This is a genomic window from Bradyrhizobium sp. 192, assembly GCF_023100965.1.
In the GTDB taxonomy this organism is placed as follows: domain Bacteria; phylum Pseudomonadota; class Alphaproteobacteria; order Rhizobiales; family Xanthobacteraceae; genus Bradyrhizobium; species Bradyrhizobium symbiodeficiens.
The window spans coordinates 525,740-546,225 of sequence record NZ_CP064690.1 but is presented as its reverse complement, the minus strand read 5'-3'; the positions used below and the strand labels follow the sequence as shown (position 1 = coordinate 546,225).

At 62.3% G+C, this 20,486-nt stretch carries 22 protein-coding genes and 1 tRNA gene; 14 read left to right on the top strand and 9 right to left on the bottom strand.

Annotation, left to right across the window (positions count from 1 at the left end):
* Positions 1-1,302: an ammonium transporter gene (locus tag IVB24_RS02555; protein ID WP_247771969.1), complete on the bottom strand. Its 1,302-nt coding sequence runs from the start codon at positions 1,300-1,302 to the stop codon at positions 1-3.
* A gap of 130 nt (positions 1,303-1,432) precedes the next feature.
* Positions 1,433-1,771 carry a P-II family nitrogen regulator gene (locus IVB24_RS02550; protein WP_094894041.1) on the bottom strand — a complete coding sequence of 113 codons (339 nt, stop codon included), beginning with the start codon at positions 1,769-1,771 and terminating at the stop codon, positions 1,433-1,435.
* A 234-nt stretch (positions 1,772-2,005) separates the two neighbouring features.
* Between IVB24_RS02550 and IVB24_RS02545 the strand changes: the two genes are divergently transcribed.
* Together IVB24_RS02545 and IVB24_RS02540 are read left to right on the top strand one after the other, a co-directional pair.
* Positions 2,006-2,911, top strand: a complete 906-nt coding sequence (locus tag IVB24_RS02545) for a DUF4339 domain-containing protein (protein ID WP_247771968.1) — start codon at positions 2,006-2,008, stop codon at positions 2,909-2,911.
* A 32-nt stretch (positions 2,912-2,943) separates the two neighbouring features.
* Complete coding sequence (locus IVB24_RS02540; RefSeq protein ID WP_247771967.1) at positions 2,944-3,855, top strand: DUF4339 domain-containing protein; 912 nt, start codon at positions 2,944-2,946, stop codon at positions 3,853-3,855.
* On the opposite strand, the gene tesB is transcribed toward IVB24_RS02540, so the two are convergent.
* On the bottom strand, positions 3,788-4,651 hold the full coding sequence (gene tesB / locus IVB24_RS02535) for an acyl-CoA thioesterase II (protein WP_247771966.1): 864 nt from the start codon (positions 4,649-4,651) through the stop codon (positions 3,788-3,790). The genes IVB24_RS02540 and tesB overlap by 68 nt on opposite strands.
* Positions 4,652-4,788: 137 nt before the next feature.
* On the opposite strand from tesB, the gene IVB24_RS02530 reads away from it, so the two are divergent.
* Positions 4,789-6,009, top strand: a complete 1,221-nt coding sequence (locus IVB24_RS02530) for a ubiquinone biosynthesis hydroxylase (RefSeq protein WP_247771965.1) — start codon at positions 4,789-4,791, stop codon at positions 6,007-6,009.
* A gap of 62 nt (positions 6,010-6,071) precedes the next feature.
* Here the strand turns inward: IVB24_RS02530 and IVB24_RS02525 are convergent, their stop codons facing one another.
* Positions 6,072-6,269, bottom strand: coding sequence for a Trm112 family protein (locus tag IVB24_RS02525; RefSeq protein ID WP_007598651.1), 198 nt, complete (start codon positions 6,267-6,269; stop codon positions 6,072-6,074).
* Between the two features lie 99 nt (positions 6,270-6,368).
* Entirely contained in the window at positions 6,369-6,899 is a 531-nt protein-coding gene (locus tag IVB24_RS02520; RefSeq protein WP_247771964.1) for a TetR/AcrR family transcriptional regulator, read from the bottom strand.
* Between the two features lie 107 nt (positions 6,900-7,006).
* On the opposite strand from IVB24_RS02520, the gene IVB24_RS02515 reads away from it, so the two are divergent.
* The 3 genes from IVB24_RS02515 to IVB24_RS02505 all read left to right on the top strand — a co-directional run bounded on the left by IVB24_RS02515 (position 7,007) and on the right by IVB24_RS02505 (position 8,492).
* The gene (locus tag IVB24_RS02515; protein WP_247771963.1) at positions 7,007-7,357 is read left to right on the top strand and encodes a hypothetical protein; all 351 of its coding nucleotides are present in this window, start codon (positions 7,007-7,009) and stop codon (positions 7,355-7,357) included.
* A gap of 189 nt (positions 7,358-7,546) precedes the next feature.
* Entirely contained in the window at positions 7,547-7,825 is a 279-nt protein-coding gene (locus tag IVB24_RS02510; RefSeq protein ID WP_247771962.1) for a PepSY domain-containing protein, read from the top strand.
* A gap of 88 nt (positions 7,826-7,913) precedes the next feature.
* On the top strand, positions 7,914-8,492 hold the full coding sequence (locus IVB24_RS02505; protein WP_247771961.1) for a cytochrome b/b6 domain-containing protein: 579 nt from the start codon (positions 7,914-7,916) through the stop codon (positions 8,490-8,492).
* A 164-nt stretch (positions 8,493-8,656) separates the two neighbouring features.
* On the opposite strand, the gene IVB24_RS02500 is transcribed toward IVB24_RS02505, so the two are convergent.
* A complete protein-coding gene (locus IVB24_RS02500) occupies positions 8,657-9,334 on the bottom strand; it encodes an LON peptidase substrate-binding domain-containing protein (protein WP_247771960.1) in 678 nt (225 codons plus the stop codon).
* A gap of 86 nt (positions 9,335-9,420) precedes the next feature.
* A complete protein-coding gene (gene trxA, locus IVB24_RS02495; protein WP_094975951.1) occupies positions 9,421-10,344 on the bottom strand; it encodes a thioredoxin in 924 nt (307 codons plus the stop codon).
* Positions 10,345-10,618: 274 nt separating this feature from the next.
* On the opposite strand from trxA, the gene IVB24_RS02490 reads away from it, so the two are divergent.
* From IVB24_RS02490 to IVB24_RS02455, 8 genes are all read left to right on the top strand, one after another.
* Positions 10,619-10,693 (top strand) — tRNA-Gly (locus IVB24_RS02490).
* 300 nt (positions 10,694-10,993) lie between these two features.
* The gene (locus IVB24_RS02485) at positions 10,994-11,248 is read left to right on the top strand and encodes a hypothetical protein (protein ID WP_247771959.1); all 255 of its coding nucleotides are present in this window, start codon (positions 10,994-10,996) and stop codon (positions 11,246-11,248) included.
* Positions 11,245-11,985, top strand: coding sequence for a Fic family protein (locus IVB24_RS02480; protein WP_247771958.1), 741 nt, complete (start codon positions 11,245-11,247; stop codon positions 11,983-11,985). Before IVB24_RS02485 ends, IVB24_RS02480 begins: the two co-directional genes overlap by 4 nt.
* A 221-nt stretch (positions 11,986-12,206) precedes the next feature.
* Entirely contained in the window at positions 12,207-13,169 is a 963-nt protein-coding gene (locus IVB24_RS02475) for a DUF4238 domain-containing protein (RefSeq protein ID WP_247774271.1), read from the top strand.
* A 286-nt stretch (positions 13,170-13,455) separates the two neighbouring features.
* Positions 13,456-15,084 carry a hypothetical protein gene (locus tag IVB24_RS02470; RefSeq protein ID WP_247771957.1) on the top strand — a complete coding sequence of 543 codons (1,629 nt, stop codon included), beginning with the start codon at positions 13,456-13,458 and terminating at the stop codon, positions 15,082-15,084.
* Between the two features lie 227 nt (positions 15,085-15,311).
* Positions 15,312-16,298: an NAD(P)-dependent oxidoreductase gene (locus IVB24_RS02465; RefSeq protein ID WP_247771956.1), complete on the top strand. Its 987-nt coding sequence runs from the start codon at positions 15,312-15,314 to the stop codon at positions 16,296-16,298.
* Positions 16,299-16,670: 372 nt separating this feature from the next.
* Entirely contained in the window at positions 16,671-17,945 is a 1,275-nt protein-coding gene (locus IVB24_RS02460; RefSeq protein WP_247771955.1) for a PQQ-dependent sugar dehydrogenase, read from the top strand.
* Between the two features lie 210 nt (positions 17,946-18,155).
* Positions 18,156-18,749, top strand: a complete 594-nt coding sequence (locus tag IVB24_RS02455; RefSeq protein ID WP_094975948.1) for a c-type cytochrome — start codon at positions 18,156-18,158, stop codon at positions 18,747-18,749.
* A gap of 31 nt (positions 18,750-18,780) precedes the next feature.
* Here IVB24_RS02455 and panE read toward each other — a convergent pair whose 3' ends face one another.
* On the bottom strand, positions 18,781-19,704 hold the full coding sequence (panE, locus tag IVB24_RS02450; protein ID WP_247771954.1) for a 2-dehydropantoate 2-reductase: 924 nt from the start codon (positions 19,702-19,704) through the stop codon (positions 18,781-18,783).
* A 99-nt stretch (positions 19,705-19,803) separates the two neighbouring features.
* Entirely contained in the window at positions 19,804-20,412 is a 609-nt protein-coding gene (locus IVB24_RS02445; RefSeq protein ID WP_247771953.1) for a 2-hydroxychromene-2-carboxylate isomerase, read from the bottom strand.
* Positions 20,413-20,486 lie beyond the last annotated feature (74 nt).

Here is a 20,486-nt window from a genome sequence, read left to right as displayed (position 1 = left end):
TTATTGCAACGCCTCGCCGTGCTGCGAAATATCGAGCCCCTCGAGTTCGTGCTCACGGGATACGCGCAGGGGCACGAACAGGCCGACCAGCTTGAGCAGGATGAAGCTCACGCCAGCCGACCAGACGAAGGTGACGGCGACGCCGTAAAACTGGATCAGGAGTTGCTGAGGGTGGCCCTCCAGCAGGCCGGCAGTGCCGCCGATGGCGCTGGTTGCGAACACGCCGGCGAGCAGGGTTCCAGTCAGGCCGCCGATGCCATGGACGCCGAACACGTCGAGCGAATCGTCATAGTCGAAGCGGTGCTTCAGCCAGGTGCAGGCCCAATAGCAGACTGAACCGGCGATGATGCCGATGACGATGCCGTGCCAGGGCGCCACGAATCCGGAGGCCGGCGTGATGGTGCCGAGGCCTGCCACCGCGCCGGAGATCATGCCGAGCACGGAGGGCTTGCGCCGTGTCGACCATTCGATCGCGCCCCAGGTCAGCGCGCCGGAGCAGGCCGCCAGATGCGTCGCGATGATCGCCATCACCGCGCGCGAATTGGCCGCGCCCGCCGAGCCGCCGTTGAAGCCGAACCAGCCGACCCACAACAGGCCGGTGCCCATCACCGCGAGCGACAGATCGAACGGCGACAGATTTTCGGTGCCGTAGCCGTGACGACGCCCCATCACCTTTGCCGCAATGAGGCCGCCGGTGCCGGCCGACAGATGCACCACGAGGCCGCCGGCGAAATCGAGCACGCCCATGCTGCTGAGGAAGCCGCCGCCCCACACCCAATGCGCCAGCGGAATGTAGACGAAGATGAACCAGGCGACGGAGAACAGGAGATAGGCCGAGAACCGCATCCGATCGGCGACCGAGCCTGCGACCAGCGCCACCGTGATGATGGCAAACGTCATCTGGTACAGCATGAACAGCGCTTCCGGGATGGTCTTCGCGGCCGGATTGACGCTGTCCATGGTCATGCCTGCGAGAAACCAGCGGTCGAGTGTGCCGATCCACGGGCCGTCGCCGACGAAGCACAGCGAATAGCCGAACGCGACCCAGAGGATGGAGATGATCGTCACCGCGGCGAGGCTCTGCGCCATGGTCGCGAGCACGTTCTTCTTGCGCACCATGCCGGAATAGAACAGCGCCAGGCCCGGGATCGTCATCATCAGCACCAGCGCGGTGGCGACGATCATCCAGGCGGTGTCGGCGGTGTTGATCTCGGAGGCCGCGGCGCGCGCCGGCGAAGCCATGATCGACACAAGTCCGATCGGCGCAACCATGACAGCTGCGCGGCGCAAATATCCCGCCATGTCGTTCCCCCCGGCATCAATTGGCGTCGCACATTGTGGCGTCGTTGCCCGGTGCGATCGAAGCAGATCAAGGCGTTTTCAAGCGAAGTGGATACCGGTTCGCTTGAAGAAAACGCGTCAAAACAAAAATCTAGAGCGCGTCGCTATCGGTTTCGCCGGTGCGGATGCGCACCGCGTTGTCGATCGGTGTGACGAAGATCTTGCCGTCGCCGATCTGCCCGGTGCGTGCGGTCGCAGTGATCACGCTGACCGCCTTGTCGGCGACGTCGGAGGCGACCGCGATCTCGATGCGCAGCTTCGGCAGGAAGTTCACGACATATTCGGCGCCGCGATAGATCTCGGTGTGGCCCTTCTGCCGGCCATAGCCCTTCACCTCGGTCACGGTCATGCCGTGGACGCCGATCGCCGTCAGGGCCTGGCGGACCTCATCGAGCTTGAAGGGTTTGATGATCGCGACGACGAGTTTCATGGTCAGGCCTGTTCCCCGGGATGCGCCGCGCCGTATGTCCCCGGCGCAGCGTCAATCTGGCATCTTTCCGGGCAAATGGCATAAAAAAGTTGCAGATTGAAGCGGAAAAACGTTTGGCCATGTGAATGGCCGCCTCTGTACAGGGCAATCGTTCATCCTTCACAATGCATTTTTGGCATGATGCGTGAACCCGCGCCTGCCAGGCGGTACATAAGTATTTTGAGGGGGCGCTTCATGGCGAGTTGGTTCTACGCATCCGAGGGCAAGCAGCAGGGGCCCTTTCCGGAAGGGCAATTCCGCGATCTCGTCGCCCAGGGCGTCGTGCGCCCGGATACGCTGGTCTGGTCCGAGGGCATGGCAGGCTGGCAGAAGGCCGCCGAAATCCCCGGCCTGGTCGGGGGCGGCGGCGCCCCGCCGATGATCCCTGCGGGCGGCCCGCCGATGATGGGCTCCGGTGGCTATGCCGACGGCGGAGGCGGAGTCGGAGGCGCGGGATCGCTGGCAGTCGATTTCGGCATCCTCGAGTTCACCTGGCGCACGCTCGTGCTGCTGATCGGTTCGTGCTTCGTGATCCCGGTGCCGTGGCTGTTCGTCTGGTACACGAAATGGATCGTGTCCTGCGTGAAGGTCCCGGGACGGCCGAATCTCAGCTTCACCGGCAACGCGATGGCGATCGTGCCCTGGTTTTTCGGCTTCATCGTTCTGGCGATCGCGATCGGCTTCATCGGCAGCCAATTGCTGAGCAATCTGCTGTTCGTCGTCCAGCTCGTGCTCTATTGGCTTCTGGTCAAATGGATGGTCGCGAACCTCGCATCCAACGGGCAGCCGTTGGGCCTGAGCTTCACCGGCTCGATCTGGGCCTATGTCGGCTGGAATCTGCTGTTCGCAATTTCAATCATCACCATCGTCGGCTGGGCCTGGGTCGCTGCAGCCCAGATGCGCTGGTTCTGCCGCAGCATCGAAGGCACGCGGCGCGAGATCGTCTTCAAGGGCAGTGGTCTCGACATCCTCTGGCGCGGCATCGTCGCCGCGATCCTGTGCAGCCTCATCATCCCGATTCCGTGGGTGTATCGCTGGATCATGAACTGGTTCGCATCGGAGACCGTTCTCGCGCCGCGCGGGTCGCAGGCGGCCATGTGACGGCTGCTGGCGTTCGGTAGCGAGCAGACGAGATGTCGAATCGAATCTGGTTTCACGCATCTGAAGGCCAGCAGAAGGGTCCGTTTCCGGAGGCGCAGTTCCGCGATCTGATCGCGCGGGGAATCGTGCGATCGGATACGCTGGTTTGGACCGAAGGGATGGCGGGCTGGCAGAAGGCCGGCGCGGTCCCCAGTCTCGTCCCCGGCGGGTCGCCTGCGGTGGCTTCGAGCGGCGACAGCGGAGGCCGGCTGTCGGTCGACCTGCCGCTGTGGTCGTTCCTTGGATGGTGCATCCTGCTGGTGATCGGCAACGCCGTCGTGGTGCCGGCTCCATGGACCGCCACCGGCTACTACCGTTGGCTCTTCCCTCGCGTGCACGTTCCGCAGCGGCCGAACATCAGCTTCACCGGCCAGGTCGGCGATATCTGGTACGTCTTCGTTGCGATGGCGCTGGCGGGCTATGCGGGGTTCGTCCACGACCTGTTTCAGCTTGCGGCGATTCCGCTCCAGGCCTTCCTGTCCTGGATGGTGATGCGCTGGGTGGTCGCCAATCTCAGCTCGAACGGTCAGCCGATTCCGATGACGTTCAACGGCAGCCCATGGGCCTTCATCGGCTGGCAGCTCCTGATGTTTCTCGCCATATTCACGATCATCGGCTGGGCCTGGGTCATGGCCGCATGGATGCGCTGGATCTGTCGCAACATCGCGGGAACGCGGCGCGAGATGATCTTCGTCGGCACCGGCCTTCAGCTGCTGTGGCGAACCCTCGCATTCGGTTTCGGCTGCTTTCTGATCATTCCGATTCCGTGGCTGCTGCGCTGGTACTTCACGTGGACCGTGGCGCAGTTCGAGCTTGTGCAACGCCAGGGGCAGCACGCTAAGCCTTCCGCTCCCGCACGGAGCCATCCTGCGCCACCGAGGCGACCAGCGTCCCGTCGGGCTTGAAGATCGAGCCGCGGGTCAGGCCGCGGCCGCCGCGCGCGCTCGGCGAATCCTGCGCGTAGAGCAGCCATTCGTCGGCGCGGAACGGGCGGTGAAACCACATCGCATGGTCGAGGCTGGCCGGCATCATGCGCTTGTCGAACAGCGTGCGGCCATAGCGCGCCATGATCGCGTCGAGCAGAGAAAAGTCCGAGGCGTAGGCGAGCGCGCACATGTGCAGCGCCGGATCGTCGGGCAGCTTCGCGGCGGTCTTGATCCAGACATGGATGCGGCCGTCATCGATCTTCTGGCCGAAATAACGGCCGAGCTCGACAGGGCGCAATTCGATCGGGCGATCGGATTCATAATAACGGCGGATGAACTCCGGCATCTCGCGGAACATCGGTTGCTTCGCCACCTCCTCCGCCGTCAGCTTCTCCGGCGGGGGGACATCGGGCATCTTGTCCTGATGGTCGAACGCACTTTCCTCTTCCGCGTGGAACGACACCATGATCGAGAAGATCGCGTTGCCGTGCTGGATCGCTGTGACGCGGCGGGTCGAATAGCTCTTGCCGTCGCGCAGGCGCTCGACCTGGTAGATGATCGGAATCTGCGGATCGCCCGGCAGGATGAAATAGCAGTGCAGCGAATGCGGCAGCCGGCCCTCGACCGTGCGGCAGGCCGCGACCATCGCCTGCCCGATCACCTGGCCGCCGAACACGCGCTGCCAGCTGGTCTTCGGGCTGTTGCCGCGGAACAGATTCACCTCGAGCTGCTCGAGGTCGAGGATCGAAATCAGGTCGATCAGGCTTTTGGACATGGAGTGAGCTTTCTCGCCGTCGTTCCGGGCCGGTGATCCGGAATGACACAATGGGGCCGTTCCGCCCTTGTTTCACCGCACTGTTTCGCCCACCTCAAGTCTGCTAGCAAGACCAGGATTTGACCGGGAATTTGGGTATGTCGGTACAGGGCAGCATTGTCATTGGTGGCGGGGCGTTTGCAGGGCTTGCGCTGGCCTTGGCGTTGCGACAGGGGCTGGGGCCCGAGATCCCGGTGATCGTCGCCGATCCTGCGTTCGCCACCAGGCCGAGCCGCGACCCCCGCGCCACCGCGATCGTGGCCGCCTGCCGCCGGCTGTTCGAGGCGATCGGCGCCTGGGACGACGTCAAGGGCGAGGCGCAGCCGATCCTCGACATGGTCGTCACCGATTCCAAGCTGGAGGACGCGACCCGTCCCGTCTTCCTCAATTTCGCCGGCGATGTCGCACCGGGCGAGCACTTTGCGCATATGGTCGAGAACCGCCGCCTGATCGACGCGCTGGTGGCGCGTGCGGAAGCCGAGGGCACCGACCTGCGCGCCACCACCGTGGCGTCCTACGACGCGCGTCCCGAGGGCATCGACGTGACGCTCGGTGACGGCAGTGTCGTCGCGGCAAGTCTTCTGGTCGCTGCCGATGGCGCGCGCTCGAGACTGCGCGAGCGCGCCGGTATCGCCACCCATGGCTGGGAGTATGACCAATCCGGCATCGTCGTGACCGTCGGTCACGAGCGCGATCACGAGGGCCGCGCCGAAGAACATTTTCTGCCGGCGGGCCCGTTCGCGATCCTGCCGCTCTCGGGAAAACGCTCGTCGCTGGTGTGGACCGAGCGCCGGGCCGAGGCCGCGCGCATCATTGCGCTCGGCGATGAAGAATTTCACGCCGAGCTCGAGCAGCGTTTCGGCCTGCATCTCGGCGAGGTCAAGGCGCTCGACAAGCCGCGCGCGTTTCCGTTGTCCTATTTCGTCGCGCGCTCCTTCATCGCCACGCGCCTCGCGCTGGTCGGCGATGCCGCCCACGTCATCCACCCCATCGCGGGTCAGGGCCTCAACATGGGGCTGAAGGATGTCGCCGCGCTGGCCGAGGTCGTCGTCGACGCCGCGCGGCTCGGCATGGATCTCGGCGGGGCCGACGTGCTCGAGCGCTACCAGCGCTGGCGCCGTTTCGACACCATGGCGATGGGCGTTGCCACCAACTCGCTGAACTTCCTGTTTTCGAACCAGTCGACGCTGCTGCGCACCGTCCGCGACATCGGCCTCGGCCTCGTCGACCGCGCCCCGCCGCTGAAGAACCTCTTCATCCGCCAGGCCGCCGGCCTCACGGGCGAGGTGCCAAGGTTGTTGAAGGGCGAGGCGTTGTAGAAGCGAATGGGGAGTGGCGAATGGCGAGTAGTGTCCATTCGCCACTCCCTACTCGCCAGGCCTCAATCGATTTTCCGCGCTTCTTCCGGCAGCATGATCGGGATCCCGTCGCGGATCGGATAAGCCAGCTTGGCGCTGCGCGAGATCAGCTCCTGCTTCGCGGAATCGAACTCCAGCGGGCCCTTGGTCAGCGGGCAGACGAGAATCTCCAGCAATTTGGGATCGACGCTGGCTTCGGGACGTTCGGTGGGGGCGTTCATTGGAGTCTCCGGCAATCGGTTGCCTCTAGCACAGAAATCCGCGCCCGCCCATCGCGGCTGCCAAAGCGTTTTCGCGTAAGGAAAACGTCAAAACAGGATCTACGCGGAGACCATCGTCAAGACCTCGTCGAGCAGGGCCTGCAGCCGTGCTGCCGGTACCGGCGCGCCCGACAGGGCGAAGCCGAGAAATGTCCAATACAGGATCTGCGCCCGCGCCTGCGCTGTTGCCGGGGTGAGCCCGCGCTTTTCCAGCAGCCCTTCGATATAATCGAGCCGGCGGCGGTCGATCGCGCGCACGGCCCCTTGCGTGGCCGCATCGAAGGCCGCCCAATTGCGCACCGCGCGCTCGAGCTCGAGCCGGGCGCCGAACGACCTCCGCAGCAGCGCCTTGAGCGGTTCGTCGCTGGCGGCTTCGACATCGGCGATGATCTGCTCGGCCGCGATCTCGCGCCAGCGCTTCAGCACGGCGGCCTGAAACGCGCCGAGATCGACGAAATGCCAATAGAAGCTGCCGCGCGACACGCCCATGGCTCTTGCCAGCGGATCGGCCTTGAGCGCGGTGAAGCCGCTCTTGGCGAGCGCCTTGAGACCTTGCTTGATCCAGTCGTCGGCGGAGAGCTGTTCGGTCATGTCGGGTTCCCGGAGGCGAACCATACACTAGTGTATTGACAGCGCGGAGGCCAGCGCCTATGTCACCATACACAGATGTATGGACGAGTCCTTCGGGAGTCCCGACGATGCGTGATCTCTTGCTTCAGGGCGCCGGCGCGCTGACGATCGTCGTGGCCCTCATCCACGGCTATCTCGGCGAGGCCAAGGTGTTCGCCCGCGCTACCATCGAGCCCGCACGGCTTCGCACCCTGATCCGCCTGGTCTGGCAGGCCTCGACCGTCGCCTGGATCGGCGGCGGCGTGCTGCTGATCGCGGTGCCCTGGATGGGCTCGGAGACGGCGCGCCACTGGATCGTCGCCACCATGGCCTGCGTGTTCGGCTTCTCCGCGCTCGCCAACGCGTGGGCGACGCGCGGCCGGCATTTCGGCTGGATGGCACTCAGTGCTGTCGTCGCGATGGCAGTGGCCGGCTACTAGCAACACGCACCGTCTGTGAGGCGTAAGGCCGCAGCGGTGTGTTGCGCACGGAGAGCACTCAGCTTTTGGCTGCCGTTAGAACTTATCTAAACGGTCCAAGCCTGAACCGGATTGACTTCAACCCCTCCTTTGCTTCCTTCGGTGCCGCTCGCGGCTCGCGTAGCGCGCACGACAGAGGAGGAGACGTTCGTGAAGGTCATTCGTGTTGTTGCCATTGCACTGACGGTTGGAATGGGCATGGGGTTGGCGGCGATGGCCGACGGGTTCAAGGATTGCACCAAGCTCGACAAGGCGTCGTGGAAGCCGGCCAGCGAGGCCGAAGCCAAGGCCAAGGCGCTCGGCTACGAGGTGCGGCGCTCCAAGATCGAAGGCTCGTGCTACGAGGTCTATGGCGTCAAGGAAGGCAAGCTGTACGAGCTGTTCTACAGCCCCGAAGATCTCAGCCTGAAGCACACGATCGCCAAGTAAGGCTTGAAGCAAGTCGCGGGCGGGACTGCGCAGACATGGATTGCGCAAGGCAGAGCTCGAGGATGGTCTTTGCTTGATTGAAGAAGCGATGCCACAAGCGCGCGGGGTGTCCGGCGGGACCCCTGCGGATCGAACCGCTCCGCGGACGGTCGCAGTCTGGGACCTCCCGCTGCGCCTCTGGCACTGGGCTCTCGCGGCCTGCGTTCTGGCCGCGTGGTTCACGCCCCCCGTCTACGACCGGCTTCACCGCATCGTCGGCTATGCCGTGCTGGGGCTTCTCGCCTTCCGCCTCGTCTGGGGTTTCTGGGGAAGCCGCTATTCGCGCTTCCGCATGATCAGGGTCAGGCTTCGCGCGGCACCAGGCTATCTCTGGAATCTGCGCCGCGGCATGACCGGCCGCTATATCGGACTCAATCCCGCGGGCACGGTGATGCTGGTGGCCTTGATGCTCGCCCTCGCCGTCTCGGCGATCACGGGCGCGATGTCGGTCACCACCGCCTTCTTCGGCGTCTGGTGGGTCGAGGACACCCACCATTATTCATCCGACGCCGTCATCGTTCTGGTCGTATTGCACGTGCTCGGCGTGCTGCTGATGGGACTGCTCCAGCGCGAAAGTCTGGTGCGCGCGATGATCACCGGGCGCAAGCGCATCCGTGGGCATTTGTAGAGTTGAGAGGCGACCCGACGCTCTCTCGTCGTCATGCCCGGGCTTGTCCCGGGCATCCACGTCCTTCGTGCGGCAGGGAAGACGTGGATGGCCGGGTCATAGGCAAGCGAAGCGACGCCGTCCTTCGGACGGCTATGCCCGGCCATGACGGAGCTTGGAATCCCTCACTGTAACGGCGGATCGCCGCTGGTGCGCTTCTTGGCGAGGTCCATCTCGGTCACTGCGATCAGGATTTCGGCGCGGGTCTTCAGGTCCATCGCTTCCAGCATGGCCTGCTTCTCCGCGGGGCCATAGGGCGACATCATCGCCAGCGCGTTGACCAGGGCTTCGTTGGGCGCACTTTCGACGCCCTCCCAGTCGACCTTGAGATTGTTGGCCTTCAGGAAGTCCGCCAGCACGGCCAGGAGCGCTTCGCGGTCGACCTCGTCCTCGCCCATCCGCGCGGTGAAGTCGTTGGCAAAGGTGAAGAAATCAACCTTGCACTGCCGGTAGGCCGTCAGCACCTCGAGCTCCTCGACCACCTTGAAGCGCGAGACGCCGGTGAGCTCGAGGATGTAACGGCCATCGCCGGATTCGGCGAGCTGGGTGATGCGGCCGACGCAGCCGACGCGGAACAGCGTCGGCTTGTCGGAATTCTTCGGGGAGTGCGCGACATCAGGCTGAATCATGCCGACCAGGCGATGGCCGTCGCGGAAGGAATCGTCGACCATCGACAGGTAGCGCGGCTCGAAGATGTTGAGCGGCATCTGGCCGCGGGGCAGCAGCAGCGCGCCCGGCAGCGGAAACACCGGAATGATCTCCGGGAGATCGGCGGGCCCGCGATATTCGATGTTGATCGGCATCTGCCCGGTTCCCCCTTGGACTTGCTAGCGCATGATCCGGAAAAGTGTGCAGCGGCTTTCCGAACAGATCATGCTCGAAAAAGCCCTTACGAAAACAGGATCGTCGACAAACGCTTGCGTCCCTCGACCGTTGCATCATCCGTGCCGCCCCAGGCCTCGAAGAATTGCACCAGCTGCTTGCGGGCGCCGTCGTCGTTCCATTTGCGGTCGCGCTTGATGATCGCGAGCAGCTGCTCGGTCGCGGCCGCACGGTTGCCTTGCGCGTTCAGCGCGGTCGCCAGGTCGAATCGGGCCTGATGATCGAGCGGGTTTGCGGCGACTTTCTGTTCCAGCTCGGCGACAGGTCCGAGCGACTGCGCCTGCTCGGCGAGATCGATCGCGGTCTGCACGGCTTTCACCGCGGGGTCGTTGCGCTTGGATTCCGGCACCATGGCCAGCGTCTGCTTGGCCTGCTCCATCGCGCCGGAGACGGCATAACATTTCGCCAGGCCAGCGAGCGCCGCGATGTTGGTGGAATCATGCTGGAGCACCTCGGCGTAAATCTGCGCTGCCGCCGCCGCATCGCCCTCGGCGAGCACGGCTTCGGCCTCCTGCAGGATCTCGGCGATATTGGGCTCGCCCGGCGCGGTCACGCCCTTGGTCAGCTTCTCGATGAAGGCGTTGAGCTGGCTCTCGGGCACCGCGCCCATGAAGCCGTCGGCCGGCTGGCCGTTGACGAAGGCGATCACGGCCGGAATCGACTGGATGCCCATCTGGCCCGGGATCGCCGGATGCTGGTCGATGTTCATCTTGACCAGCTTGACCTTGCCCTTGGCCGCCTTGACCGCCTTTTCGAGCACGGGAGTAAGCTGCTTGCAGGGACCGCACCACTCCGCCCAGAAGTCGATCAGCACCGGCTGGCGCTTCGATTCCTCGATGACGTCCTTCACGAAGGTCTGGGTGGTGGTGTCCTTGATCAGATCGGCCGCAGCCGGGTTTGCGGCTCCGTTACCCTGGTCGATGATCGTCACGGCATCCCCTCGTCTATGTCTGGAATCGCGGCTCTTTAACACGTAGCCGCTTCCTATGCTTCGCTGTCGGCTCCTAGATTGGGCCGGGGCGGCCGAATTTCAATCCATTGCGGCCGATTCGCCGGTTCCGGGGCACTTTCGGGCCATTTGGCCGCATTCAGGCTCCCTATGGGGCCCCAAGAACCGAATCTAGGCCGCCGGTAGCTGTTGCATTCCCCTCCCGCTTTTGGCATACGACAGCCGTTGCCGGCGCGTCACGCGACCGACACAGGATGCGGGTGTAGCTCAGTGGTAGAGCACGACCTTGCCAAGGTCGGGGTCGAGGGTTCGAGCCCCTTCGCCCGCTCCAGTTTTTCCCTAAACTGGTCCTGTGAAGCACTCTTCATCCGAGGAGAGCTTCGTATGAAACTCGGCAGTAATCCTAATGGGACGATTCAGGTCAATGGTGGCTTGGATGAACTCGTTTGGCGTTGTCGCCGACTGTATACGACGTGGCCCCTGGAGAACGTCTGACAGGGCACGCTCCTTGTTGAGTGTCTCATTCGGTGCCAAGGCGCGAGTTGGATGGATCCTTTCACCCTGCAGGTGGCAGAGGGCTCCAAATGGATTTTTAGGCCTCGGCACCCTATATTGAGGCTAGGAGAGTTCCATGTCCGCCCAACGTTCCGCGAGCAAGCCCCACTATACTGCTGGCGTCATCCAACGGTTGGCGACTGCCAACAACGTAGCGGTGGTCGTTACGCCGAACGATGTCTTTGCCCATCACGTGACGCGGCTCTCCGGCGATGACGTGAACTTCGATCCTATCGAGAACATTATCGTCGCGCTTCAGCGCGCCGGCATTTTGGACCGTGTTCAGGCCGTGCGCCTTCAGGCACGCTATCTTCGTGAAAGCCGTCCGTGACGTTTGATCCATTCGGGGATTTCGCAACGCGGGGCTATTTGCGCAACGTCGCGAAGGCCAAAACTCCCGAAATCGTTCAACGCCTCCTGCACAATTCTTTCCTGACCGGCATCGACGCGGCCTTGCATCATCTTAAAGTGCGATCCTCCTTGACCTACGACGACGTTCTAAAAACGCACGGAACGCTGTTCGGGGCCGTATTCCCGTGGGCTGGAGAAGATCGACACACAAACGCGTCCCACATTCACGTGAAAAAAGGCGCAACGTTCTTCGCTCATCCCGAGGACATTCGCAGACCGATAGACTACGCATTGGAAAAGGGACAAAACAAAGCCTTCATGGCGGAGAAGCCCGGCGAAGTCATGGGCTATCTCGCTTATGGCCACCCGTTCCTCGATGGCAATGGCCGCACCATCATGCTCATTCATGCCGAGCTTGCGCGCCGCGCAGGCATCGGCATCGACTGGGCAGCAACCGACAAGGACAAATACCTCGCCGCTTTGACGGAAGAACTCGAAGCGCCGGGCAAGGGCAAGCTGGATGCGTATCTGAAGCCGTTCGTCCGCAAGGGTTCGCAATTGAAAGACATTGCGAGTGCGATCAAGGCCGCCCCCGGTTTGGATGGCAGTGAAGCCGACACCGTCGCAGGCGATACAACCGATCCAGCGATTAAAGCGCAATACGAAGCCCAGGAAGTTAAGCGCCAGGGCGGCCAGGGCTCGGCACAGAAGAGCTAAGCCTTCATGAATAGTCGGCGCACATTCTCTGCCGCTGCAAGAAGTGTAACGGTCCCGTCGCGCTTGCCGGGCTGGTCCGATCCCATAGAGGCGACCATATTAGGTTCAGGAAGGTGCTCGCTTGCCCAACGAACCTAAAAAGAAAAATAATCACTTCGTACCACGAAGCTATTTGGTGCACTTTTTGCTCGGCTAGCGATAAGCAGGTCGGCTTGTTCAACATGAAATCAGGCCTGACCGTCGAAACGGCCCCTATCAAGTCTCAATGCTCGCGCGATTACTTCTATTCAAAGAACCCAATCTTCGAGAACGAATTCACAAAGATTGAAGGTCAGCAAAAGCAGTTGTTCGCAAGAATAATTGAACAGCAATACATTCCGCCCCTCAACTCACGGGACCATCATGATCTGCTTGCCTGCATAATGTTCCAAATCGGGCGAACGGTTACGACCGCCGCTCATCAAGACGACATGGCCAATCAATTCGGAAAAGCGATCTTGCGGAAGCATTTCGAACGGGATGGCCGCAACGACATGCTTGCCTATTTGGATCGCGTGAACATCTCGGTTCCCAATGGGGTGCTTGATGCAATCCAGCAGCACCTGACTATGTATCCGCTCCTCGGTGATCTCGAGGTTGCGCTGTTCCTAAATGAAAGCAACGAGGACTTCGTAACGAGTGACCACCCGGTTGCCCTCTGCAATAGCTTGCCCCCGGCAACGTCGCCCCACGGAGCGAACGTCGGCTTTGCATCGAGGGGCCTCTTGGTCCTTCTTCCACTCTCGCCACGTGTTCTGCTGCTTTTAAGTGACCGCGAGGTTTACAAGGTAGCAACAGACGAAAATGGCATCGTTAAACTTGCGAAGGCTCGGGACGTTATCGAGCTTAATATTGCTCAATGCTTCAACGCGCACGAAAATTTATACTTCGCCTCGGCGGCGAAAGTGCCAGCGACGCTTTCGACCTACCGAAAGCGACGTGAACAACTAAGACCAGCGCCACCGGCCCTTTCCGAGACTCCAGCTCTCACCCGAGAAGGCAAACGAGCAATTCTACTCCATTGCCAGCCCCTAAACGGCGGTTGGTGCTCCCGAGAGCGATTGAGGTTCGCCACACCGCCCGGACCGGAAAGTACAAGCAAGGAGATGCCTTCGTTCGCGACCCACTTCGGACTGAGGTGGTGAAGGCTGAACTTGACCGGATTCAAGCGTTGCAGGAGGCAGCCACACAAGCGGCAGATGCGGCGAAGCCCAGCGGCCCATCGACGCCAGAATAAAGGGGATGCACCCCTCGACCCTCAAGGCCCTTCGGCGAGCGGAAAGCGCGAAGGGCGTTTTCCGGCCTTGACCGCGTCACCCCGCCAAGATGGCTGTCCATCGGTTTGCTGCGCATACCCGCTTAAGGAAGCGGGCGGCGGTCAGCGGATAAATTCTGGCATACCTCCAGCGGTACCGATAAAGTTGCGGAATCATGGTTAGCCACGGTCTTCCGCAGGCAGTTGTCGAACCGAAACTGCCGACTGTCGCTATTGTCACTGCCCTCGACGTTGAGACGAGGGCGGTGCTTCGTCATTTTGGCGACAATTGGCGTGGCGAAGATCTGGATGGGACGTATATCTATAGAACCACATTCGAAGGCTGGGATATTGTGATGGTCGAGGCTGGCGCTGGAAACGCTAGCACCGCATCTCTTGCCAGCAAGGTTATGGGTCATTACAGCCCTGCGGTCGCGCTATTCGTCGGCGTCGGCGGAGGTGTCAAGGACGTAGAGCTTGGCGACGTCGTGGTTGCATCACGCGTTGTTGGCTATGAATCCGGCAAGGACACCGCGAAACGTTTTCTGCCTCGCACCGATTTAAGCCGCAGTGCACACAGGCTTGAACAATATGCACGGGCACTGAACAAGCGGAACGAATGGCAGGAGCGGTTAGACCCAACGATTGAGAGAACAGTGCTTCCCAGCCTGAAGGTAGGACCCGTCGCTGCTGGCGAGAAAGTTGTTGCATCGCAGCGCTCGCAGACCGCGAAGTTCCTTAAAACGCAATACAGCGACGTGATTGCGGTCGAGATGGAGGGGCGGGGCTTCCTTGAGGCCGCGCACGTGAACACCGTCCTTGCGACCGTCATTCGCGGCATTTCTGACAAGTTGAGCGGCAAATCGGTTTCGGACAAAGCAGGCTGGCAGTTGCGCGCCGCCGACGCCGCGAGCGCCGCCGCGTTCGAATTGCTTAAACAGCTTCATGCCATGCCGCCCGCCGGACCGCGCGCCAGTCCAGCAATGCCCGTAACCTCCGCCCTAAGCGTGACCCCTCCAGCTGCCTTTGATAGTGGAAGGCCGAGCAGCACTCCGGGCACTCCCAAATTCTTAGAGACGAAGGCAACGTTAAACGCGGGAAGTTTCTTCAGCGAGGGCGAAGTTCTCGCCCGCGTCGGCGTGCCCGATGTCGATGAGGTGCTGTTCAGCTTTCAAGAATTGCCCGATGGGTTCGTGCGGGTGATTCCGGCAAAAGCGAGGGCCAAACCGCTGCCGTTCGCCGAGCTGTTAGAAAAGGCGACCTATGCCCCCTTACTCAAGACGAGGCAGTATGGGGCGCTAACGTCATTGAACAGCCGGGGAGCCCTTGCCTATGACCCCGGCGGTGGTCGCCAAGGTGGTCCTGCCCCCCTTGCGTGGGGAACCCAACTCTTCCCGAATGGCGAGCTTTGGCTGGCCAGCAATACGGTCGTAATTCGCGACCGTGGAGGGCGTCCAGATTGGGTGCCGATCCCATTCATTCCTGCGTTGTTGACGGAGCAGGTGTTCCACCAAAAGACACATGCTGCCGTCGAGTTCGCGGCAAGCCAGCTTGGCCTCTCTTTCCCGTGTGAACTTGAACTCGGCATTTTAGGGGTGATCGACGCCAAATTGGCCGTCGATACGGACGACATCCGGGGTCCTATTCGTGTGGATCAGGTAACGGTCCGGCGGACTTTGAACGCGGGAGATCGCGACGAGATCGATGGCGTCCTGCTGGAATTTTTCAACGCGCTCTATGATGCAACCGGCTATGCGCGGGCCGAGAATCTATTCTATTTTCCGCCCGAACCTCCGCATCAGTGACGGTCATTTTATGCGGAAACTCGGCCAACAATCCGTCTAACGAAGCGTCCAACATTTTGAGCGTCGCTTACATCGCGGGCGTATTAAATAATTGAGTCTGCGGAGGAATTTGTCTACGGTGCTCTGACTATAGGGCGCTTCGCCCGCTCCAAGTTTTCCCAGAGCATCCAGCCGATCGGGACGGAAGCGTGGTTCGCCACGCTGCTGGCGGCTGTCTCAGGTTCGCAATGACAGTTCTGGCCACCGGCAGTGCCGGCCATCTCGGTGAAGCCATCCTCCTCACCCTGCGCAAGCTCGGCGCTCCCGCTCGCGGGATCGACCTGAAACCATCACCCTGCACCGACGCGGTCGGCTCAATCGTCGATCCCGGCTTCGTGCGCGAGCAGATGTCCAGCGTCACCGCCGTGATCCACACCGCGACACTGCACAAGCCGCACGTGGCGACCCACTCCAAGCAAGACTTCGTCGACACCAACGTCACCGGCACGCTCAATTTGCTCGAGGCGGCGGCGAGCGCCGGCGTGAGGAGCTTCGTCTTCACCAGCACCACCAGCGCGTTCGGCTCGCAGCTCCGCCCCGAGGCCGGACAGGCGGCGGTCTGGGTCACCGAGGATCTGCTGCCGGTGCCGAAGAACATCTACGGCACCACAAAACTGATGGCGGAGACCCTGTGCGAACTGTTTTATCGGGAGCGCGGTCTGCCGGTCGTTGCCTTGCGGACCTCGCGCTTCTTTGCGGAAGACGATGATGATCCCGCGATGCGCTCGGCCTATTCGCTGGAGAACGCGCAGGCCAACGAGCTGCTCTATCGTCGGCTCGACATCGCGGACGCGGTGAGCGCTCATCTGCTCGCGGTCGAGCGCGGGCCAGGCATCGGCTTCGGCCGCTACATCGTCTCCGCGACCAGCCCGTTCGAGCCGTGTCATCTCACGGCGCTCGCGCGCGATGCAGCCGGTGTCGTGCGCGAGCTCTATCCGGATTGCGCGCAGCTGTATGCGGCGCGGGGCTGGAAACTCTTCCCAGAAATCGACCGCGTCTATGTCAACGACCGCGCGCGGCGCGAGCTGGGCTGGCGGCCCGAATTCGACTTCGCCCATGTGTTGGACAGCCGGCGCGCAGGTCGCGATTTTCGCAGTCCGCTGGCACGCGAGATCGGCTCGAAGGGCTATCATGACGGGGTGTTCGACGACGAGCCCTACCCGGTCGCCTCGTAGGCGCCGACTTTGCTATTTTGCTCGACGCTTCAAATGGCTGTTCGGTCTGGCCGGGAGCAAGCGGCTTGAACCATTCTACTGTGCATGGGGTTGTTCTCGCATTTTTAGGGTCATCCCCTCTTGCCACCTGCGTACGATCCCGCGCCCATTGATTCCGCGCTGCAGCGAGAGCGTCGCTGTGGCGTTCCTCCGTTGACATTCCGTCTCAATTTTTACGCAGCGCAAGAGCGGTGCACGCGACGCGCTTCTCTCCGGTCGCAGATGTGCTAACCTTTTTGCGTCTGTCGTTCCGGCGGACCCAAAACTTCGCCTCTCGACTAGCAAAATAAAATAATGCGCAGCCCTGACGGCTGCCTTTAGGGGAGTGACGCGATGAAATTCCATCGATCCGTCTTTCAATCCGTTCTGGCGCTTGCGGCCGTGGCCCTTCTCGCGGGGACCAGCGCTGGTCACGCGCAAGACAAAAGCAAGCCGCTGAAGAAATACGAATCCGGCACCAAGGAATTCTGGACCCATCCGCCGGATGACTGGTTCCTGGGCGACGAAACCGAGGCACAGAAGGGCCTCGCGCCGCCGTCGGGTCCGCCCACGGGCGCGTCCGATGCCGAGCTCGCCAACATCATCAAGAAGGTCAAGCTGCCGCCGGGCTTCAAGATGGAGGTCTATGCCTCCGGCGTGCTGGCCGCGCGGCAGATGGCCTGGGGTGACAAGGGCACGCTGTTCGTCGGTTCGTTCGGCCTCGGCAACGTCTATGCCATCAAGGACGACAACGGAAAGAAGGAGGTCAAGACCGTCCTCAAGGGCCTGAACATGCCCACCGGTCTCGCCTTCAGGGATGGCGCGCTCTACGTCATCGCAGTCGACAAGCTGATCCGCTACGACAATGCCGAAGCCAATCTCGACAAGCTCGGCGACGGCAAGGTCGTCTATGACGACATGCCGTCCTATGCCGCGCATGGCTGGAAGTACATTGCGGTCGACAAGGAAGGCTGGTTCTACATTCCGTTCGGACCGCCCTTCAACATCGGCATTCCCCCGACCAGCGTCTCGCAGATCCGGCGCGTCGATCCCAAGACCGGCAACGCCGAGATCTATGCGCTCGGCGTCCGCAACTCGGTCGGCGGCGACGTCGATCCGCGCACCGGCAAGTACTGGTTCACCGAGAATGCCCGCGACTGGATCAGCGATGACCTGCCCAGCGACAAGCTGAACATGATCAACAAGATGGGCGAGCATTTCGGCTATCCCTACTGCCACCAGGGCAATCTGCCCGACGACAAGTTCGCGATGGGCCACAAATGCTCCGAGTTCACGCCGCCCGTGCTGAATCTCGGCGCCCACGTCGCTCCGCTCGGCATGAAGTTCTATACCGGCGACCAGTTCCCCGCCGAGTACAAGAACAACATTTTGATCGCCGAGCATGGCTCCTGGAATCGCCACAAGTACCAGGGCGGTCGCATCATGCGCGTCATCGTCGGGCCTGACGGCAAGAACCCCAAGCAGGAGGTGTTCGCCTCCGGCTGGATCGAGGGCGACCAGGGTTATCTCGGTCGTCCCGACGACATCATCCTTGCCAAGGACGGATCGATCCTCGTGGCCGACGACTGGGCCGGCGCGATCTATCGCATCAGCTACAGCAAGAAGTAGCGCGCACACGACAAGAGGCTGCGGTGGCCGAGGGGCGCCGCAGCCTCTTTCATGTCAAAGCCACGCTATCGTTTCGGATTGCGCCCCAGCGCAAGTCCGGAACCCATAACCACGAATCGGGGTTATGGATCCTCAGATTCGCAATCGCGCAGCTTAGCTCGTGCTTCGCACGCTCCGGAACGACGAGCTCGATAGATCGGATTCCTGCTCATGCGCCGCAAGTTATCTTTGTCCGCAATCGGTGCGCTATCGCTTGCGGCGCTTGCATTCATCCCGGCCCAGGCCGCGGATAATTCCGCGATCAAGGAAAAAGTCTCGGTCTGCGCCGGCTGTCACGGCGAGAACGGCGTTTCGCAGACCGAGAATATTCCCTCGCTGGCCGGCCAGCCCGATCAGTTCCTGCAATGGCAGCTCGTGTTCTTCCGCGCCGGCTCGCGCAAGAACGAGCAGATGCAGCCGATCGTCGAGCAGCTCACCAACGAGGACATCCGCAATCTCGGCGCCTATTTCTCGCAGCTGCCGCCGCCGAAGGGTTCGGAGGACGCGGATCCCGATATGTCGAAAAAGGGTGCGCAAGTCGCCGCCGGCCGCCGCTGCGCCTCATGCCATACGGACAGCTTCGCCGGCACCAAGGGAGTCGCACGACTGGCCGGTCAGCGCGAGGAATATCTGGTCAAGGCGCTGCACGATTACAAAGCCGGCTTGCGCGTCGGCGGCGGCGTCGCCGCGATGGCCGATGTCGCCTATCGCATGAGCGACGAGGAAATCACGGCGGTCTCGCATTATCTCGCGCACTTGAAATAGCGCTGGGCTGCCACGACGACCGGGTGCTGAGTTACCCCGCCCGCTGCTTCTCATACGCCTTCAAATGCGTGTAGGCGATGCGCAGCTTCGGCACCGGCACCTTGGCGGCATCGGCGCGCGCGATGAGGTCGCCGATGACGTGGTCGGCTTCGACCGGCAGGCCGGCCTTGATGTCGCGGAACATCGAGGCCGTCATCGGCGAGCCCTCGGCGGTGAGGTTGCCCTTCACCCGCTCGAAGAACGGCCCGCCCGGCGCATAGCCCGCCGCCGTGGCGATCGCGCTGGTCTCGTCGAGCATGCCGAGCAGGAAATCCCGGCCGCCGGGAGCTGCGAGGATGTTGCCGACAGAGGTGCGCATCAGGCTGGTGGAGGCCGCGAGCGAGGAGAGGAACACCCACTTCTCCCACATGTCCTGCATGATGTTCTGGCTGGCGGTGGCACCGTTGATGCCGCTCTTGAAGGCCTCGTCGATCGCCTTGACGCGATCCGACAGCTTGCCGTCGCGCTCACCGTAATTGATCGACTGCATCGGTTGGAGCTGCACAACCTCGCGCTTCTCGTTCAGGGTCGCCGCGATGGCGCAGAGGCCGCCGAGCACGCGCTCCCTGCCGAATTTGGCATCCAGGATGTCCAGATGCTTCATGCCGTTCAGCATCGGGATGATCGCGGTGTTTGGTCCGACCGCCGGCGCAAACGATTTGATGGCGTCGTCGAGATCGAACGCCTTGCAGCTCAAGAGCACGACATCGAACTTGTCCTTGAGCGCATCGGCCTGCACCGTTGGCGGATTCTGCAGCGTCACGTCGCCATTCGGGCTCCTGATGACGAGGCCCGCGCTTGCGAGCTCGCCGGCGCGGCGCGGCCGGACCAGGAAGGTGACGTCGCGGCCGGCCTGCAACAGCCTGCCACCGAAATAGCCGCCGATGGCGCCGGCGCCGACCACGAGGATACGCATGGGAGAACTCCGCTATTGTGCTTGGCGAATGGCGAATAGGGAGTAGCGAATAGCAGGCGAGATTTCCACTCGCTATTCGCTACCTCCCATTCGCGCACTTCACTTTCCCGACACCATCTCCTCGACCTCGCGCAGCTGCTCCTTGCCGAAGAACATCTCGTTGCCGACGAAGAAGGTCGGTGAGCCGAACGCGCCGCGGGCGACCGCTTCCTCGGTGTTCTTGATCAGCCTGCCCTTCACCTCCGGCTCCTGAGCCCGGGCGAACAGCTTCTGGGCGTCGAGGCCGGAGGACGCCAGTGCCTTCGCCGCGACTTCGGGGTCGTCCATCTTCTTCGGCTCGCGCCACATGTGGTGGAAGGCGGCCTCGACGTATTTTTCGAACACGCCCTCGAGCTGAGCTGCGATCGCCGTGCGCATCAGGTTTAGCGTGTTGACGGGAAAGTGCGGATTCCAGACATAAGGCTGGACCTTGAAGCGCTTGATGAAGCGCTCGGTCTCGACCTGCTGGAATTCGCGCTTGTTCTTGATGCCGGCGAGCGTCTCGGCCGGCGACCTGTTGTTGGTCGACTTGAAGATGCCGCCGAGCAGGATCGGGACGTATTCGAACTTGACGCCGATGCGCTGCTCGATCGCGGGGATCGCGAGGTGGCTGAGATAGGCGTTGGGGCTGCCGAAATCGAACAGGAACTGCGGGGCTATGCGGGTCAATTCGATCTCCCTGACCTGACATCTTGATCTGACTTTCCGCGCATTGTGACGCAGCGTGTCCCACAGGTCCATCG